The sequence below is a fragment of the Myceligenerans cantabricum genome, assembly GCF_054777735.1.
On sequence record NZ_BAAHAJ010000004.1, the window covers coordinates 351215 to 369020 of the forward strand.

Annotated in this window: 17 protein-coding genes and 1 tRNA gene; 4 read left to right on the forward strand and 14 right to left on the reverse strand. The window is 72.5% G+C overall.

Going from position 1 to position 17806, the window contains the following annotated elements; all coding sequences use genetic code 11:
* The first annotated feature begins 18 nt into the window (after positions 1–18).
* Positions 19–678 (forward strand): response regulator, encoded by a 660-nt coding sequence (locus tag ACYU96_RS03990; protein WP_460749261.1) that lies wholly within the window; start codon positions 19–21, stop codon positions 676–678.
* Between the two features lie 60 nt (positions 679–738).
* On the opposite strand, the gene ACYU96_RS03995 is transcribed toward ACYU96_RS03990, so the two are convergent.
* The 3 genes from ACYU96_RS03995 to melA all read right to left on the reverse strand — a co-directional run bounded on the left by ACYU96_RS03995 (position 739) and on the right by melA (position 4641).
* The gene (locus ACYU96_RS03995; RefSeq protein WP_460749262.1) at positions 739–2364 is read right to left on the reverse strand and encodes a sensor histidine kinase; all 1626 of its coding nucleotides are present in this window, start codon (positions 2362–2364) and stop codon (positions 739–741) included.
* A 112-nt stretch (positions 2365–2476) separates the two neighbouring features.
* On the reverse strand, positions 2477–3328 hold the full coding sequence (locus ACYU96_RS04000; protein ID WP_460749264.1) for a class II fructose-bisphosphate aldolase: 852 nt from the start codon (positions 3326–3328) through the stop codon (positions 2477–2479).
* Positions 3325–4641, reverse strand: coding sequence for an alpha-galactosidase (gene melA / locus ACYU96_RS04005; protein ID WP_460749265.1), 1317 nt, complete (start codon positions 4639–4641; stop codon positions 3325–3327). Before melA ends, ACYU96_RS04000 begins: the two co-directional genes overlap by 4 nt.
* A 99-nt stretch (positions 4642–4740) precedes the next feature.
* Here melA and ACYU96_RS04010 point away from each other — a divergent pair, with 99 nt between their 5' ends.
* On the forward strand, positions 4741–5547 hold the full coding sequence (locus ACYU96_RS04010) for a DeoR/GlpR family DNA-binding transcription regulator (RefSeq protein ID WP_460749267.1): 807 nt from the start codon (positions 4741–4743) through the stop codon (positions 5545–5547).
* An 81-nt stretch (positions 5548–5628) separates the two neighbouring features.
* Here the strand turns inward: ACYU96_RS04010 and ACYU96_RS04015 are convergent, their stop codons facing one another.
* The 6 genes from ACYU96_RS04015 to ACYU96_RS04040 form a co-directional block, all read right to left on the reverse strand.
* On the reverse strand, positions 5629–6576 hold the full coding sequence (locus ACYU96_RS04015) for a 1-phosphofructokinase family hexose kinase (protein WP_460749269.1): 948 nt from the start codon (positions 6574–6576) through the stop codon (positions 5629–5631).
* The gene (locus ACYU96_RS04020) at positions 6573–7550 is read right to left on the reverse strand and encodes a carbohydrate kinase family protein (RefSeq protein ID WP_460749271.1); all 978 of its coding nucleotides are present in this window, start codon (positions 7548–7550) and stop codon (positions 6573–6575) included. Before ACYU96_RS04020 ends, ACYU96_RS04015 begins: the two co-directional genes overlap by 4 nt.
* Positions 7547–8431: a carbohydrate ABC transporter permease gene (locus ACYU96_RS04025; protein ID WP_460749273.1), complete on the reverse strand. Its 885-nt coding sequence runs from the start codon at positions 8429–8431 to the stop codon at positions 7547–7549. Before ACYU96_RS04025 ends, ACYU96_RS04020 begins: the two co-directional genes overlap by 4 nt.
* Positions 8431–9369 (reverse strand): carbohydrate ABC transporter permease, encoded by a 939-nt coding sequence (locus ACYU96_RS04030; protein WP_460749275.1) that lies wholly within the window; start codon positions 9367–9369, stop codon positions 8431–8433. Before ACYU96_RS04030 ends, ACYU96_RS04025 begins: the two co-directional genes overlap by 1 nt.
* A complete protein-coding gene (locus tag ACYU96_RS04035; RefSeq protein ID WP_460749277.1) occupies positions 9366–10694 on the reverse strand; it encodes an ABC transporter substrate-binding protein in 1329 nt (442 codons plus the stop codon). The genes ACYU96_RS04030 and ACYU96_RS04035 overlap by 4 nt, the downstream gene beginning before the upstream one ends.
* A gap of 102 nt (positions 10695–10796) precedes the next feature.
* Positions 10797–11684: an SIS domain-containing protein gene (locus ACYU96_RS04040; protein ID WP_460749278.1), complete on the reverse strand. Its 888-nt coding sequence runs from the start codon at positions 11682–11684 to the stop codon at positions 10797–10799.
* Between the two features lie 262 nt (positions 11685–11946).
* Between ACYU96_RS04040 and ACYU96_RS04045 the strand changes: the two genes are divergently transcribed.
* Complete coding sequence (locus ACYU96_RS04045) at positions 11947–13047, forward strand: amidohydrolase family protein (protein WP_460749280.1); 1101 nt, start codon at positions 11947–11949, stop codon at positions 13045–13047.
* Positions 13048–13176: 129 nt separating this feature from the next.
* On the opposite strand, the gene ACYU96_RS04050 is transcribed toward ACYU96_RS04045, so the two are convergent.
* The 5 genes from ACYU96_RS04050 to ACYU96_RS04070 all read right to left on the reverse strand — a co-directional run bounded on the left by ACYU96_RS04050 (position 13177) and on the right by ACYU96_RS04070 (position 16700).
* The gene (locus tag ACYU96_RS04050) at positions 13177–13644 is read right to left on the reverse strand and encodes a hypothetical protein (protein ID WP_460749282.1); all 468 of its coding nucleotides are present in this window, start codon (positions 13642–13644) and stop codon (positions 13177–13179) included.
* A gap of 158 nt (positions 13645–13802) precedes the next feature.
* A complete protein-coding gene (locus ACYU96_RS04055; protein WP_460749284.1) occupies positions 13803–14546 on the reverse strand; it encodes a response regulator transcription factor in 744 nt (247 codons plus the stop codon).
* A gap of 363 nt (positions 14547–14909) precedes the next feature.
* Entirely contained in the window at positions 14910–16106 is a 1197-nt protein-coding gene (locus tag ACYU96_RS04060) for a glycosyltransferase family 2 protein (RefSeq protein ID WP_460749286.1), read from the reverse strand.
* Positions 16107–16258: 152 nt separating this feature from the next.
* Positions 16259–16591, reverse strand: a complete 333-nt coding sequence (locus ACYU96_RS04065; protein WP_460749288.1) for a helix-turn-helix domain-containing protein — start codon at positions 16589–16591, stop codon at positions 16259–16261.
* A gap of 32 nt (positions 16592–16623) precedes the next feature.
* Positions 16624–16700, reverse strand: a tRNA-Met gene (locus ACYU96_RS04070).
* Positions 16701–16808: 108 nt separating this feature from the next.
* Between ACYU96_RS04070 and ACYU96_RS04075 the strand changes: the two genes are divergently transcribed.
* Positions 16809–17756: a nicotianamine synthase family protein gene (locus tag ACYU96_RS04075; protein WP_460749290.1), complete on the forward strand. Its 948-nt coding sequence runs from the start codon at positions 16809–16811 to the stop codon at positions 17754–17756.
* Positions 17757–17806 lie beyond the last annotated feature (50 nt).

The following is a 17806-nucleotide window of genomic DNA, read 5'->3' on the forward strand; positions in this document are numbered from 1 at the left end:
GGCACTACGGTGACAACCATGAGCGGGTCCGCGGTCAGCGTCTTCCTGGTGGACGATCACGAGGTCGTGCGCCGGGGCGTCGCGGACCTGCTCGGTGCCGAGCCCGACCTGGAGATCGTCGGCGAGGCGGGCACCGCCCGCGAGGCGGTCGCCCGCGTCCCGGCTCTCGCGCCCGACGTCGTGGTGCTGGACGTCCGGCTGCCCGACGGCGACGGCGTCACCGTCTGCCGCGAGCTGCGGTCCCGGATGCCGTCCGTGGCCTGCCTGATGCTCACGTCGTTCGCGGACGACGAGGCGCTCTACGACGCGATCCTGGCCGGTGCGGCCGGCTACGTGCTCAAGCAGGTGCGGGGCACGGAGCTGGTCGACGCGGTCCGGACGGTGGCGTCCGGCGGGTCCACGCTGGATCCCCGCGCCACGGCACAGGTGATGGAGCGGCTACGGGCCGGCGCCCGGCCGCGGGAGGACCCCCTCGCGGTCCTGACCGGGCAGGAGCGCCGCATCCTCGTCCTGATCGGCCGGGGCATGACGAACCGGGAGATCGGCGTCGAGCTGTTCCTCGCCGAGAAGACGATCAAGAACCACGTGTCGAGCATCCTCGCGAAGCTCGGGATGACCAGGCGGGTCCAGGCGGCGGTGTTCGCCACCCGCCTCGACCAGCAGCACGAGCCCCGGTAGCGGGAGCACCCCACCCCCGGGCGGGCCGGGCGCCCTCGGCCACGGACGGGACGGGCCCGGCTACGGGTCCGCCAGCGGTACCCGCCACTCGAGGTGGGTGCCGCTCGCCGTCCCTGGCTCGACCCGGAGCGTCCCGCCCAGGTCGGCGGCCCGCTGCGCGAGATTGTGCAGGCCGCTGCGCGGGACGTCGCCGGGGATGCCGACTCCGTCGTCGACCACGGCGAGGACGACGTCGTCCGACACCGCCAGGCGGACCGAGACCGTCCGCGAGCGCGCGTGACGCGCGACGTTCGACAGCGCCTCGCGCAGCACGGCGACGACATGATCGCCCGCCTCGGGCGGGACGGCGGTGTCGACGGGCCCGTCGAACCGCAGCCGCGGTGCGTGACCGAGCGACTCGGCGGCGGCGTCCACCTCGGTGATGACCCGCGAGCGCAGGCCCACCCGGCGCGCGCCGGCCCCGCCGGGCTGCAGCCGGTGCACGGTGGTCCGGATCAGCGCGATCGTCTCGTCGATGTCGTCGACGGCCTGACCGACCCGCTGCGCGTGGTCGCCGTCGAGGCCGCGCTGGAACGCCATCAGCGACAGGCCGGTCGCGTACAGCCGCTGGATGGCGAGGTCGTGCAGGTCGCGGGCGATGCGTTCCCGGTCGCGCAGCACGGCGAGCCGCTCCACGTCGTCGCGGTGCTCCGCCAGCTCCAGTGCCACGGCCGCCTGGGCGGCGAACCCCTGCAGCACCTCGACGATCACGGGCGCGAACGCCGGCTTGCCCCCGTAGCGTCCGACGGCGAGCACCCCGCGGGTGCTGTCCGGCTCGCCCAGCGGGAGCACCACGAGCGGGCCGATCTCGTGCCGCAGGTCGAAGGACAGCTGGGCACGCTCGTCGGCCGCGGCGTCGTGGGAGAGCATCGGTGCGCCCGACTCGTAGACGGCGCTGGAGAACGTACCACCGGGCGGCAGCATGACGCCGACCAGCCGCTTCGCCTCGACGCCGGACGCCGCCCGCACCACGAGGCGGCCGGACTCGGGCTCGGGCAGGGCGATCAGCGCGATGTTCGCGGCCGTGACCTGCATGGCGTGCTCGCCGACGAGGGCGAGCACCTCGTCCGGGGAGTCGCCGGCGAGCACCCGGCGGGAGATCTCGTCGCTCGCCCGGGCCGACCGCTCGCGCAGCCGCGACTCCTCGTAGAGGTGCGCGTTCTCGATCGCGACGCTCGCGCCGGACGCCAGCGCCTCCAGGAGCGTCTGGTCCTCCTCGGTGAAGTCGCCCCCGCCCCGCTTCTCCGTGAGGTACAGGTTGCCGAAAGGGGCACCGTGCACCCGCAGCGGGGCGCCCAGGAAGGTCCGCATGGGCGGGTGGTCGGCGGGGAAGCCCACGGAGGCCGGGTGCTCGGCGAGGTCGTGCAGCCGCAGCGGGACCGGGTGCCGGATGAGCTCGCCCAGGATCCCGTGCCCGGTCGGGTACGGGCCGATGGCGTGCACCTCCTCGTCGGAGAGCCCGACGGTGAGGAACCGGGCGATCCGACCGTCGTCGCCCAGCACGCCCAGCGCCACGTACCGGGCGCCGACCAGCCGCGCGGCGATCGCGCTGATCTGGTTCAGGGCCGTCTCGAGGTCGAGTCCGCGCCCGAGGTTCGCCAGGGCGTCGAGCAGCAGCTCGGCTCTCTCGTGGGCATGGTCCGCCACGGCATCCTCCTGGGTCGGGACCCTGCCTCTTCACCGTAGCGCCTGGGACCGGTCCTCGGACGCCACGGGCCAGTCGTGTCCTGAATGTCACGGAAGTCTCCCGCGGCCGCGATCAGGCGCCCAGGACCCCGGTGGTGAGCCGGTCGACGGCGTCGCGCACCGCGTCCCGCGCCGGGGCGAGGTACTTGCGCGGGTCGGTGGCCGACGCGTCCGCGGCGAGGTACCGCCGCACCTGGTCCGTGTACCCGACGTTGAGCGCGGTCCCCACGTTGATCTTGCGGATCCCCGCCGTGACGGCGGCCCGGATCGCCGGGACGGGCACCCCCGAGGAGCCGTGCAGCACGAGCGGCACCGGCAGGCGCTCCGCGAGCCGGGCGACCAGGTCGAGGTCGAGCTCTGCGGTCGCCGCCGTCATCGCGTGCGAGCTGCCGACGGCGACGGCGAGCCCGTCGACCCCGGTGCCCCTGACGAACGACGCCGCCTCGTCCGGGTCGGTCCGCACCCCCGGCGCGTGCGCGCCGTCCTTGCCGCCGATCGCGCCCAGCTCGGCCTCGACCCACAGCGACGCGCGGTGCCCCGCCCCGGCGAGCTCCGCCGTCGTCGCGACGTTGTCCGCGTACTCCAGGTGGGCGGCGTCCACCATGAGGGACGAGACGCCGAGCCGCCCGGCCTCCGCGACGACCGACCGGGCCAGGCCGGGGTCCTGCACGTGGTCGAGGTGCACGGAGACCGGGACGCCGGACGCCGCCGCCACCTCGCGGCACGCCGCGGCCAGGGGTGCCGCCCGCCCGCCGTGGAAGCGCACGGCGTTCTCGCTCACCTGCAGGATCCCGGGTGCCCCCGCCGCCTCGAGCCCCTGGGCGATGCCCTCCGCGTGCTCCAGCGTGATGGCGTTGAACGCGAGGACGGCGCTCCCGGAGCTCACGGCGTCGGCGACGAGCGCGCCCGTCGCGGCGAGCGTCATGGCGTGCCAGCCGGGACGCCGGCGCGCAGCGGCTCGGGCAGCAGGTCGCCGTGCGCTGCGGCGAGCTCGTCGCAGACGGCCCAGATCTCCTCGGGCGTCAGCGTGGAGGCGGTGTTCGGGTCCATCAGGGCGGCCTGGCGGACCAGGAGCGGGTCCCCCGTGCGGGCCGCCTCGACGGTCAGCCGGCCGACCGAGACGTACGCCTGGTTGACGGCGGCGCACTGGACGGGCAGCGCGCCCATCGGCAGCGGCGCGACCCCCGACCCGTCCACGGCGGCCGGGACCTCGACGACGGCGTCCTGCGCCAGGTTGTCGATCAGCCCGCGGTTGGGGACGTTGACGTGCACCTCGCGGCGCGTCCCGGTGACGATCGAGTGGATGATCTGCGGCGCGTACTCGCTCGCGCCCTCCTCCAGCTCGAGCTCGCCGCCCGCGGCCAGGGTCTGCCTGGCCCGGTCCAGCTCGGCGAGGTTCTCGCGGCTGATGCCCACGTACTCCAGCGGCTGCAGCCTGTAGCGCTCGACCTGAGCGTCCGAGCGCAGGAACCACGACAGGTACTCCGACGAGTGCTCGCTCGTCTCCGTGGGGTAGTAGCCGATGCGGCGGAAGATCTCCACGCGCACGCGGCGCTCGAGCCCGGGGTCGGACCCGATGCGGTCGCGCAGCGCCGGGTACAGGTCCTGCCCGCGGTACTCCCACTCGAGCAGCCAGGCCTGGTGGTTGACGCCGGCGGCGCGGAATCGCGTCTCCCCCACGGGGACGCCCACGAGCTCGGCCAGGTCGTGGGCGGTCCAGTAGACGCTGTGGCAGAGCCCTGCCACCTTGAGCTCGGGCGCGACGACCGACAGCCACCACACGTTCATCGCCATCGGGTTGGTGTAGTTCAGCAGCCACGCGTCGGGGCACACCTCGCGCATGTCCGCGGCCAGCGCCGTGAGCACAGGGAACGTCCGCAGCGCGCGGAAGATCCCGCCCACCCCGGTCGTGTCGCCGATCGTCTGGCGCAGGCCGTGCGCCGCCGGGATCTCCAGGTCGGCGAACGTCGCGTCGACGCCCCCGACCTGGATCATGTTGATGACGAAGTCCGCGCCGTCGAGCGCGGCACGGCGGTCCGCGGTCGCGACGACGGTGGCCCGGCCGCCGAGCCGGCGGTCCACCTGGCGTGCGGTCGCCTCGGCGACGTCCAGCCGTTCGGGGGAGATGTCGTGGAGCACGAGGCGCGCGTCCACGAGCTCCGGGAACCTCAGGATGTCGGCGACGAGCTGCCGGGTGAAGACGACGCTCCCGGCGCCGATGAACGCGATGCTGACCATGTGCCCGATCATCCGTGGAGCCGCGCGAGATGTGCAAGAATACGATCAGAATTGGCGACAAACGATCAGTATGAGTGAGCGGTTCGAGAAGGGAACGGCATGGCGAGCACCACCGAGGCGGCACCGCACGCCATCTCGCACAAGCGCAGCGAGCGCATGATGCGGACCCTGACCTTCGTCAACGAGCACGGCACGACGCGCCTGACCGACCTCATCCGGGAGCTCGGCGTGTCGTCGGCCACGATGCGGCGCGACCTGGCCGCCATGGAGGACCAGGGCCTGCTGGTGCGCACGCACGGCGGCGTCCGCGCGCTCGACCCGACGACGGAGGTCCCCGTGCTGCTGCGGGACAACCGGTTCCGGGAGGCCAAGCTGCGCATCGCCGAGCACGCGGCCGGCCTCCTGCCGTCCGGGCGGTACTCGGTCGCCATCAGCGGCGGCACGACGGCGGCCGCGGTGGCGCGCGCGCTCGCGACCCGCCCCGACCTCGCGATCGTCACCAACGCGCTGACCACGGCGACGGAGCTGGCGTCGCGGAGCAACCTGAAGGTGATCATGACCGGCGGGTTCGTCCGGTCCAGCTCGTTCGAGGCCGTCGGGGCGCTGGCCGAGAACACGTTCAACGCCATCAACGTGGGGACCGCGTTCCTCGGCACGGACGGCATCAGCGTGCGCGGCGGCGCGACCACCCACGACGAGACCGAGGCCCGCACCAACCACGCGATGCTCGCGCACGCCGAGCAGGTGGTGGTCGTGGCGGACGGCTCGAAGGTCGGCCGGGTGACCCTCGCGAAGGTCGCCGACCTCGCCGAGGTCGACACGCTGGTCACCGACTCCTCGGCCGACCCGGACGCCCTCGCGGCGATCGCGGCCGCAGGGGTCGACGTGCAGGTCGTCGAGGACTGACCGGGTGCCTGCCCGCGCGTCGGACCGCGGCCAGGCCCGCGCCCGTCGCACGACACCGGCCGGAGACCGTCGCCGGCACACCTAGGCGGTGCGGACGTCGACCTCCGGCACGAGACGCCACGCCAGCTCCGGGTCGAGCACCGCCGCCCCGGGAACCTGCGCGTTGGCGGTCCCCGTCGCCGTCGCGAGCGCCAGCGCGCCCGCGAGGTCGTCGCCGCGGTCGAGCGCGACGAGGAGGCCGCCCAGGAAGGAGTCTCCGCTGCCCACGGGGAAGCCTCCGGTGCGGTCGCCCAGGCGGGCCCGCAGCACCCGGGCGCCGTCGGTCGCCCACGCCCCGGCGGCGCCGTCGGTGACGACGACCAGTCCCCCGGTCCGCGCGTGCACGGCGGCGAGCAGCTCCGGCGGGGACGCAGCGCGTCCGGGCCCGCCGTCGTGCGCGCCACCGGCTTCCGCACCGACCAGCTCCTGCGCCTCCGCCCGGTTGACCTTCACGAGGTCGGGGCCGGCGTCGACCGCGTCGCGCAGCGCCGCGCCGTGGCTGTCCACGGCGACCCGGACGCCGACGTCGTGCAGCCGCCGCACGACGTCGGCCAGGAGGCCGTCCGGCGCGGAGGCCGGCAGGCCGCCGGAGACGAACCACCACCCGGGCCGGGAGGCCGCGAGCCCGGCGGCGGTGTCGAGGACGGTGTCGGCGGTGCGCGGGGAGAGCGGCACGGCCCGCTCGTAGATCTCCGTGAGGGCGCCGGTGTCGTGCGCGAAGACCGAGACGCAGCTGCGGGTGGGCTCGCCCGGCACCACGCGCACGTCGACGCCGGCGGCCCGCGCGCCGTCGGCGACGTCCTGCCCGATGCCCGCGCCGAGCACCGCCACGGCGGAGACGCGCGCGCCGAGCGCGGCGGCGGCACGGGCCGCGTTGAGCGCCTTGCCGCCCGGCACCCGGTGGACCGAGCGCGGGCGCTGGATCCCGGCGAGCTCGTCGACCACGTACGTGACGTCGAGCGCCGGGCTGAGCGCGATCGCCGAGATCACCGGGCCAGCACCCGCTCCAGCTCGCCGAGCGAGGCCTGCCGCCCGGTCCCTCCGGAACCCGCGGTGGACAGCGAGCCGGCGACCGTCGCCCACCGCACGCGCACCTGCTCGTCCCGGACGCCGTGCGCCAGGGCCGCCAGGTAGCCCGCGTCGAAGCTGTCCCCCGCGCCCGTCGTGTCGACGACGTCGACGGCGGTGCCCGGCGCGCGCACGACGTCGCCGTCCGCGCCCACCGACCAGCCGCCGGCGGCCCCGTCCTTGACGACCACGCGCGGGCCGCGCCGGGCCAGCCGGGTGGCGAGCACGACGTCGTCCGGGCCCTCCGGCTCGCCGAGGGCGCCCGCGATCGCGCGCAGCTCGTTGCGGTTGGGCAGGAGCAGGTCCAGGTGGGGCAGGACCGCGTCGATCCCGGCCCAGGCCTCCTCCGGGTCCCAGTTGGTGTCCAGGCTCGTGGTCCAGCCCTGGGCCCTCGCGCGCGCGAGCACGCCGGGCAGGGCACGGGCCAGGCCGGGCTGGAGGAAGTACGACGCGACGTGCAGGAGGCCGGGGCGCGCGGCCCGGGCGTCCAGCTCCCGGGTGACCCGCGAGCCGGTGAGCGTGGGGATGGTGCCCGGCACCGTGAGGATCGCCCGGTCGCGAGGGGTCGAGAGGATCACCGAGAGCCCGGTGGGCTCGTCGCCGGACGTCTCGACGCTCCCGACGTCGACCCCGTTCGCGCGCAGCGCGTCGAGCGTGAACGTGCCGAACGTGTCGGCGCCCACCCGGGCCACGAGCGACGTCGGGACGCCCAGGCGCGCGACGCCCGACGCCGCGATGCCCGCCGACCCGCCCAGCACGAGGTCGCCCGAGTCGGCGAGCTGCTCGGCCTGGCCGAAACGGGGCACGACGTCGCCGCGCAGGACGAGGTCGACGTTCGCGTCCCCCGCGACCACGACGGGCAGCGGTGCGTACGGCGGGAGCCCGGTGGCGGTCATCCCTTGACCCCCGTGAACGTCATGGTGGCGATGAACTGCTTCTGCGCGAAGACGAAGAAGAGGATGAGCGGCAGCGTCGCCACGACGTTGCTCGCCATGAGCAGCGACCAGTCCGTGCGCCGGGCGCCCTGGAAGTTGGTGATCCCGAGCTGGAGCGTGAACGCGCTCGGGTCGTTGATGGCGATCAGCGGCCAGACCAGGTCGTTCCACGAGCTCAGGAGCGTGAAGATCGCCAGGGTCGCGAGCGCCGGGCGGGCGAGCGGCAGGACGATCCGCCAGAACGTCCCGAACCGCGAGCAGCCGTCGAGCACGGCGGCCTCCTCGAGCTCGGCGGGCAGGGACAGGAAGAACTGGCGCATCAGGAAGATGCCGAACACCGACGCCAGCCACGGGACCATGGCCGCCGCGAGCGTGTCGATGATCCCGACGCGGGCGAACATCACGTAGGTCGGCACCATGAGCAGCTGCGTCGGGATCATGATCGTCGCGACGATCAGGAGGAACCCGGCGTTGCGTCCCGGGAACTTCAGCCGCGCGAAGCCGTAGCCCGCGAGGGAGCACAGGGCGAGGTGGGAGACGACGGCGACCGCGCTCACGAGGATCGTGTTGCCCGTCCACAGCAGGATGTCGGTGTCGCCGAAGAGCTTCGCGTACCCGTCCAGGGTCAGGGAGGACGGGACGAACCGCGGCGGGAACCGGTTGATCTCCGACTCCGGCGTCAGCGACGTGAGGAACATCTGCACGAACGGGACGGCGAACAGCAGCGCGACGGGCACGAGCACGACGTGCCACCAGCCGGTACGGGGCCGGCGCCGGCGGGCGGGCCGGACCGGGCCGTCCGCGTCGTGGAGCAGACGGGCGGGAGTGGCGAGCAAGGTCATCAGAGTCCACCTACCGTGCTGCGGCGCGAGTAGGTCGTCACGCCGACGGTGATCGCGAGGGTGACGGCGAACAGCCCGTAGGCGACCGCCGACGCGTAGCCGAACTCGAGCTCCTTGAAGGCCGAGGTCCACAGGTAGTAGACGATCGTCTCCGTGGCGCCCAGCGGTCCGCCGCGCGTGGTCGTGTACACCAGGTCGAACAGCTGGATCGCCTGGATCGTCTGCCAGATCGTGACGAACACCGTCACGGGCGCGAGCTGCGGAAACGTCACGTGCCAGAAGGACTGCCAGCGGTTCGCGCCGTCGACGAGGGCGGCCTCGGAGAGCTCGGCGGGAATGTCCTGGAGGGCGGCGAGGTAGATCACCGTGGTGAAGGCCGCCTGTCCCCACAGCGACATCAGCGCGATGACCACCATGGCCTGGTGCGGGTCCTCCAGCCAGCCCTGCTGCGGCAGCCCGACCACGCGCAGCACGTTGTTGACGAGCCCGAACTGCGGGTTGAACAGGTAGGTGGTGAGGATGCCCGTCGCGGCGGCGGACACGACGAACGGCAGGAAGATCAGCGTGCGGTACAGACCGACGAGGATGATGCGCCGGTTCAGCGCCGCGGCCAGCCCGAGGCCGAGCAGCACCGAGGCCGGCACGAACAGCGCCGTGTACAGCAGGGTGTGCCCCGCGGCGGCGGCCAGGTCCGGGTCCGCGGCCATGTCGCGGTAGTTGTCGAGCCCGACCTGCTCCGGGACCGAGAACCCGTTCCAGTCCTGCAGCGAGAGCAGGAACGCCCAGACCGCGGGGAAGATCGACAGGCCGAGCACGATGAGGGTCGCCGGCGCTACGAACCCCCAGCCGGTGAGCCCGTCCCGGCCGCGGCGGGCCGCGGGGCGCCGCCGGACCGGTGCGGGTGCGGGTGGCCGGGTCGGGACGGCGGTCGCCGTCACTTGTCCGCCAGGGCGGCCGTCGCCTCGTCGGCGGCTCGTGACAGCGCGTCGGCCGGCTCGCCCTGGCCCTGCAGCACCTCGGAGATCGCGGTGCCGATCGCCTCGGAGAGGTTCACGTAGCCGGGCACGGTGGGACGGGGGACCGTCGCGTTCGCGCTGTTCTCTGCCATGACGTCCAGTCCGGGCATCTCCTCGACCTGCTTCTGGAACTCGGGCGTGTCGATCTCGCTCTCCCGCAAGGGCAGGTTGCCGTACGCGACGTTCCAGCGCACGTCCTGCTCCGGGTCGGTGAGCCACTTCGTGAACTCGTACGACCAGTACTCGCGGTTGGCGTCCTGGTGGTCGAAGAGCACCCACAGGTCCGCGCCGGAGATGGTCGTGTGCTGCCCGTCGGTCCCGGGCAGCGGCACGACGCCGTAGTCCGTGCCGGCGACCTGGAGGTCGTAGAGCGACCACGGGCCCGAGGTGATCATCCCGATCTGGTCGCTCGCGAAGATCTGGCCGAACTTGGTGTCGGTCTGGTCGAGGTACACCGACTCGTCCTCGACCGCCATGTCGCGCAGCAGGGTGAGCGCCTCCACCCCGGCGTCGGAGTCGAAGGTCGCCTCGGTCTGGGTGTCGTCGAGGATCTCGCCGCCGTTCTGCCACAGGTGGGGCCAGAACTGCCAGGTCGTCTCCTCGGACCCGGACACCGAGTACCCGTACCCGTAGGTGCTGGTCTCGGGGTCGGCGAGGTCCGCGGCCGCCGTGCGGAAGTCGTCCCAGGTCCAGTCGGCGGTGGGATGCTCCACCCCGGCCTCGTCGAAGACCGTCTTGTTGTAGATCAGGGAGAGGTTGTCGACGACGGCGGGGAACCCGATGGTCGCCTCACCCGTCGGCTGCGCCGTCTCCCGGGCCGCCCCCGAGAACTCCTCCCAGCCGACGTCGGGCTCGGCCACCTGGTCGGTGATGTCGAGCGTGCGGTCGGAGTCGGCGAGCTCGCTCGCCCACGACCCGAACGCGTACGAGATGTCCGGGTAGGTGCCGCCGGCGAACGACGACGACAGCTTCTGGAGCAGGTCCTCCGTCGACGGCGCCCCCGACGAGACCTCGATGGTGACGTTGGGGTGCTCCTCCTCGAACTCCTCGGCGAGCCCGGTGAGGATCGTCTGGGCCTGGTCGGCCTGTCCCGTCCACCAGGTCAGCGTGACGTCGGCGTCCTCGTCGAGCGTCGTCGCGCCCTGGTTCCCCGACGCGCACGAGGCGAGCAGGGCCGTCGTCGCGAACAGGGCGGCGGCGCCGGCGGCGCTCCTGCCACGGGCGGTGCGGATGTGGTGACGCAGCATGGTCTTCCTCGTCTCTCCTGCGTACTTCTCTGGTCTCTGGGGGTCGTGCATCGGTCCTTCTTCGGTCAGTGCACCGGTCGGCTCCGCCGGCCGGCCCGTCGGTCAGCCGAGCACGACCGAACGGGTGAGGTGGCGGGGCGCGTCGGGGTCCAGCCCGCGCCGGGCGGCGAGCTCGACGGCGAGGCGCTGGGCCTGCACGAGCTGGACCAGCGGGTCGAGGTCTTCGTGCAGCACGGTCGCTCCCGTGCGCTCGACGTCCGCGACGAGCTCGGGCTCGGCGGCGCCGAAGAGCGTCACCAGGCTGGCCTCCCCCGCCACGGCCACCGGGCCGTGGCGGAAGTCGAGAGCCGGGTACGACTCCGACCAGGCCTGCGCGGCCTCGCGGATCTTGAGCGCCGCCTCCTGCGCCAGCCCGTGGCTCCAGGACCGGCCGAGGAAGACGAAGTGGTCGAACCGCGACGGGTCGACGGGCAGCGGTGCGGTGAGCACGTCGGCGGCCTGTGCCAGGACGGGCGTGAGGTCCTCGCCGAGACCGGTACGGGCCAGCACCAGGACGGAGGTGGGGAACCGCGTCTGGACCACCGACTCCTCGTCCGCGAAGTCGAGCACGAGCGTCTCGTCGGCCGCCTCGGCCACCGGGGTGCCGGCGACCCCCACGACCGCCGCCCGCACCGTGCCGGCCGGCACGGCCGCGAGCGCCTCGAGCACCTCGCTCGTGGTACCGGACCGGCTGATCACGACGACCCGGTCGTACGACCGGGTCGGTGTCCACTCGGAGGCGTAGGCGGCGTCGGTCTCGCCGTGCCCGGCGCGTTCCCGCAGGACCGCCAGGGACTCGGCGACGAACGCGCTGGTGCCGCAGCCCAGCACGAGGACCCGCTCACCCGGGCGGCCGAGCACCGCCGCGCCCTCGCTCGCCGCGGCGACGGCACGGGCCCACACCTCGGGCTGGCTGCGGATCTCACGCTCGGTGGTGCTGCTGATGCTCACGTGCGGCTTCCTGTCGTCGTCCAGGACGCCCAGGACCGGGCGCCGATGTACGGCGCCTCCTGCCTCCCTGGCGGTCGGCCGGGCTCCGTTGACGCCCATGGTGCTCGCCCATTGCGCGAGAGTCATCAGGACTGGCGGATTCGCTCATTCTGATTGATTGAATCGCGTAACAAGTCGGCAATCTGCTCAGCCATGCTCGATGCTCCAGGGACGGCACGCGCACGTCGAGCACTTTCCTGGACCGTCGCCGAGGAGGCAGTCAATGAGCCACGTTCCCGATCCCCTGGGAGCCACCGACCGCACCCCTACGACGGTGCCGGACCTCCGGCTCGTCGACTGGGCGCCGCGGCCGCGGGTCTCGGTCCCCGTCACACGGGTCGCGCGCGCGGCGGTGCCGGCCGTCGACGTGCACAACCATCTCGGGCGCTGGCTCACCACCGGCTGGTGCGCCCCTGACGTCCCGGCGCTGCTGGCGATGATGGACGACGCGGGGATCGAGGCCGTGGTCAACCTCGACGGCCTGTGGGGCGACGAGCTGACGGCCAACCTCGACCGGTACGACCGCGCTCATCCGGGCCGCTTCGTCACCTTCTGCCAGGTGGACTGGACCCTCCTGGCCCGTCCCGGCGGGGAGCACGAGATCCAGGAGCAGCTACGGGACAACGCCGCGCGCGGGGCACGGGGCCTCAAGGTGTGGAAGAACGTCGGCCTCACCGTCACGGGTCCCGACGGCGAGCTCGTGCTGCCGGACGACCCGCGGGTGGTCGGCGTGCTCGCCCTGGCCGGGGAGCTCGGGCTGCCCGCCCTCGTCCACGTGGCCGACCCGAAGGCGTTCTTCGACCCACTGGACGCGCACAACGAGCGGTTCGACGAGCTCGCCGGCCAGCCCGACTGGTCGTTCGCCGACCGGGACCGCTACCCGTCCTTCGCGCGGCTGCTGGACGCGTTCGAGCGGCTGCTCGCGGCGACGCCGGGCACCCGGTACGTCGGGGCGCACGTCGGCTGCGTCGCCGAGGACCTCGACCACGTCGAGCGGCTGCTGCGCGCGGCGCCCCACCTGGTGGTCGACATCGCCGGACGCCTCGGCGAGCTCGGCCGCCAGCCCCGGCGGTTCCGGCGCCTCGTGGAGGACTTCCCCGACCGGGTGCTCTTCGGCACGGACGCCTTCCCCCTGACCCGCGAGCAGCTCGACGTCCACTTCCGCTTCCTGGAGACGGACGACGAGTGCTTCGACTACGCACCGGGCGAGGACGTGCCGCCGCAGGGCCGCTGGCAGATCTCCGGGGCGGCGCTGCCCGCCCACCTGCTGCCGGGCCTGTACGCGGGCAACGCCCGCCGGGTGCTCGGGCTCGACGAGCGCTGACCCGGTTCCGAGGCTCGGTCGGGCGCGCACGAGCGCTGCCGGTCGCGACGCCCTGTCCGGACCGGAAGGTAGGCGTCTGACCAGGTCCCGAACCCGGGCGCGGCGGGCCGCGCCGCGTTCCCCACGACCTCACCGGGTCCCGTCGCCGCCGTGCCGTGGGCTGTACGGCGCCGCACGGGACCACTCCCCGGACGCTTCGTCGGCCGACGCCAGGCCGTTGGTCCCTCCCGCGTCCCAGGCGCGCGCGATGCCCAGGCCACGCAGGTCGGCGTCGTGCACGGTGACGCCGTCGGGCCCGATCCAGCGTTCCGGCGGGAAGCGCTCATCGGTCGCGGCGCCCCAGCGGCGCATGAACGGAGTGCCGCTGTTGGTGATCACGACCGAGCCGTACGCGGCCGGGAGCGGTTCGGCGGGGAGATGGATGAGCACGTAGGTCCCCGCAAGGTCCGACGCCTTGACGGAGGCCACGCCGTACCAGTTGCCGTCCGTGTCCCGCTGGATCGCGTACCCGCTGGCGTCGAGGACGATGGCGAGGTGCGGCAGGTCGGCGTCGCGGAGATCCTGACTGGTGGGGTAGGTAGTGCCGACCTGGTACATCGAAAGCCCTCCTGGATGCCGAATCGAGTGGTATTCACCCATCAAAGAGGATAAGTCGCGATTCAGCAGGTCTGGAGGGCACGCTCAGGGGCGTGTCCGCGGTGCGGTGGCGGTCGCCACGCGGGACGGCAGCCGGCGCCGTCCGCGACGGACGCGTCTCATGCGCCGTCGAACCTGTACCCCAGCCCTCGGACCGTGTGGATGAAACGCGGGCTCGTGGGGCTGTCGCCGAGCTTGCGCCGGACGTTGGCCACATGCACCTCGACCGTACGGTGGTCCGCCTCCGCGACCCGGCCTCCGTAGCGGTACTGGTCGGGCCAGAGCAGGGCCGCCAGCTCGCCCTTGGCCACCGTCCGGCCGTGTGCGCCGTGGAGGGCAGCGAGGAGATCGAACTCGGTGCGTGTGAGCTGAACGAGCTCGCCGGCCAGGCGGACCGTGCGGCGTGCGGTGTCGACCTCGAGGCCTCCGACAGCAGCGCCGGGCTCGGACGAGGCGAACTGCTCCGGAGCCGATGCCGCGACGCGACCGGCGCGGCGCAGGAGTGCGTCGACGCGCGCCCGGAGCTCCCGCGGCCGGAATGGCTTCGTGACGTACTCGTCGGCACCCGTCTCCAGACCCATGAGCGTGTCGGGCTCGTCGACCCGGCTGGTGAGCATGACGACGATCGTGTCGGAGAAGGTCCGCAGGCGCCGCACGACCTCGAACCCATCGATGTCGGGCAGGGAGACGTCGACGGTCGTCACGATGGGGTCGTGGGCCTTGACCAGCGCCACACCCTGCGCGCCGGTCGCCGCGGGATGAACCGTGAACCCGGCCTGCCGCAGCGTGATCTCGATGAGGGCACGGATGTCGTCGTCGTCCTCGACGATGACCGCGACTCCTCGACCCCAGGTCTCCTCCATCTGCCGAACGTAGCAACGACACCGCCGCACCGCCGTACAGGCCAGCGGCTGTGCGGTGCCTTCCGGGCCCTGCGGGCACCGAGGTGGCCACGGCCAACGGCTCCTCGGCGGTCAGGCCCGTAGGTGTGGGGCACCACGATGCCGCACGGAAGGGTGCCCGCCACGGTGACAACGATGGCAAGCACCCTTCTGCCGCGCAGAGATCACGCTTCCTTGCGAGGCATGATCCGTCGCACGGCCACCCCGGCTGCGATCATCGCGAATGACGCCAGTCCGAGCCACAGCAGGTTCTCCGGGCCCGTGGAGGCCAGAGCCGCCGCACCCCCGCCTCCGAGCGTGCTGAGTGCTGCACCGTTATACATTTCACCATCTCCTCTCTCGGTTCATCACAGAGTCCAGATATGCCTTTCCGTGGCAGACCTGAAGAAAGACGTCGAACGGCAGCTCATAAAGCGTGCAGGCGATCATCTGTTTGACCGGTCCCCGGTCTCGCAGAGTGATGACGCGCTCAACGACAAAAATTCCGGTCAGCGCCAGCCAGAACGGCTCGATGTTGAGTGAGCCGAACGCCACGAGAGACCAGACGATGGTCGCCAGATAGGTGGCGGTCACCAGGACTCCCAGCATGGTCACCAGCTGCCGGGCCCAGTAGGGCGCGGTGACGCGCGTCAGGCCGTACTGCACACAGTTCTCGATGGCGCCACGCTTCCAGCGGAGGCGCTGGTTCCAGAGCTCTCGCCAGGTCGGCATCACCTCGGTCGTCAGCGTGCAGCTCTTGGGCGACAAGATCTTGTACCCGAGGTGCATCAAGGCGAACGAGATCTCGTTGTCCTCCGTCAGCACCGTCGTGTCGTAGATACCGCCGTGCCCGTCGCCGATCGGGATCTCACGCGACAGCCTCGCCGACTGCACGTGCTGCAGCGTCGAGGCGCGAAACACCGCCGCGGTGCCGGTGACGACCAGGCATTTTCCTTTGAGACGACGCACGTCCCGCGCGTATCGCGCGTACTCGTTGCGCTGCAGATGGCCGACGAAGCCTCCGCCGTCCTGCCCACGGAACACACCTCCGACGGCCCCCAGCCTGTCGTCGGCAGCGAGGTGCGAGAGCGCACTCTCGATGAACTCGGGGTCCAGCACGCTGTCGGCGTCCTGGACCAGCACGAAGTCATCTTCCTGAAGCCGGGGAAGCACCGTGGACAGGGCCTGGTTGAGAGCACCGGCTTTCTTGTGGCTGTTTCCGACCGTCTCGGTGACGTGAGCGCCGGCACGCTCGGCGAGCTCAACGGTGTTGTCAGTCGAGTTGTCCGAGACGACCAGCACCTCGTCGGGCAGCCGAGTCTGGCGGCTCAGCGCCGTGACGGTCTCGGCGATCCCTTCTGACTCGTTGTGCGCCGGGATCAGGACTACGACGCGACTTCCGGTCGAATTGCTCGTCGAGGCTTCGGCCATCACTGCCACGCCGTGCGAGCCGACGTGGTCACCCGGATTTTCCTCGACGTCGCCTTGGCACCCGACCCGTCCGCGGGAGCACATTCTCTCCGCCATGGCGGTGCCTTTCATGAGTGTCTGACTGGCTGCTTCCAGCGTGCAGCCCAGAACTCAACGCCCAGCCGAAGATCCTCAAGAGGATCGCAAGATCTCTCTTGAGATATTTGAGGCACTCAAGATTCTTGAGGTAAACCCGTGGAGCGAGTTCCACGCCCCGGTGCGGGTTACCCGGCGGTCTCCGGACCGTCGGGGCGTGCATCGGCGACCTCCACGGGGAACGGATATGTGCGGGCCCCGGTGAACGCGTCGTGGATCGGCAGGATGAGCGAGGCGAGGCGACGAGCGTCGGTGTCACCGGTCGCCGTCCACAGAGCGGCACAGTGCTCGTCGGTCTCGACCTCGAGCTGCTCACGCGCCGCGATGCCGGCATCGGTCGCCGCACCGTCGGCGTCGAAACGGCGCCCAGGTTCAGGTCCTCGACGGTGCGGAACCGGCTGGTACGCGTGCCCTGCCGCGCACGCCCACCGTGCACGAGGGCAGGACGAAGGGCCCCTCACCTGGCAAATCCCCAGGTGAGGGGCCCTTCTTGTGGTAGCGGGGGGAGGATTTGAACCTCCGACCTCTGGGTTATGAGCCCAGCGAGCTACCGAACTGCTCCACCCCGCGTCGGTGATATGAACACTACGCGACGGCATCCGCGAACGCAACCTGATCCGGCCGTGGAGACGCAGGTCACACGTGTTCGAACCGTTCCGACCTGCGAGGCTCCATGTCATGGCGAACGACGCGACCGTCCCTCCCGGCGACTCTGCTTCCATCGGCACCCTCGATGCCGGCCCCGTCACCCCCGCCGGTGACGCCGGTCCCGCCGCCGACGCCGCTGACCCCACCCACCACGGCGGCCCCGCCGGCACCGCAGCCGCCGCCGACGCCGTCGCCACACGGCTCGCCCGCCTGACCGACCGGCTCGCCGGCCTGTCCTCGCTCGCCCCCGGCCCGGAGACGAACCAGCTCTTCTCCGCGGTGGTCCGGACCGTCACGACCACGCCCGAGACGGTCGCGCGCCAGGTCGGCACCCATGCCGCGGTCACGGCCCGGGCCGAGCGTCTCCGTGCCCTGAGCGCGCGCGGCGAGTCCGCGCTGGAGGTGCACTGGTCAGAGCGCATCACCGCCGCGCCCGACCCCCGCGCCGAGCTCCAGAGCTTTCCCTACCAGGACAACTACCGCGAGCTCGTCGACATGGAGCTCGCCCTGCTCCGCCGTCACCTGACCGGCCGGTCCCCCCGCTCCGTCGTCGTCCTCGGCTGCGGGCCGCTACCGCTCACCGCCACCGGCTACGCGGCAGGGCTCGGCGTCCGGACGGTCGGCGTCGACCACGACCGGTCCGCCGTCGGCGCGGCGCGCGGGTTCGTCGAGGCGACGGGCTCGCCCGCGACCGTCGTCGCGCACGGCGACGCCGCCCGGGTCCCCCTGCGCGAGCACGAGGTCGTGGTGCTGGCGGCGCTCGTCGGCACGACGACGCAGGAGAAGACCACGCTGCTGCGATCGCTCGCCGACCGGATGCGGCCGGGCGCACTGCTGCTCGCCCGTAGCGCCCGCGGGCTGCGCACGCTGCTCTACCCCGAGGTCGACCCGCACGCCATGGCCGGGTTCGACGTGCTGGGTGTGAGACACCCGGCGGGCGACGTCATCAACTCGATGATCGTCGCCCGCCGGGTGTGAACGTCGGTACGGACCGTGGACGGGGTCGTCTGCACGACGGCCCCGTCCAC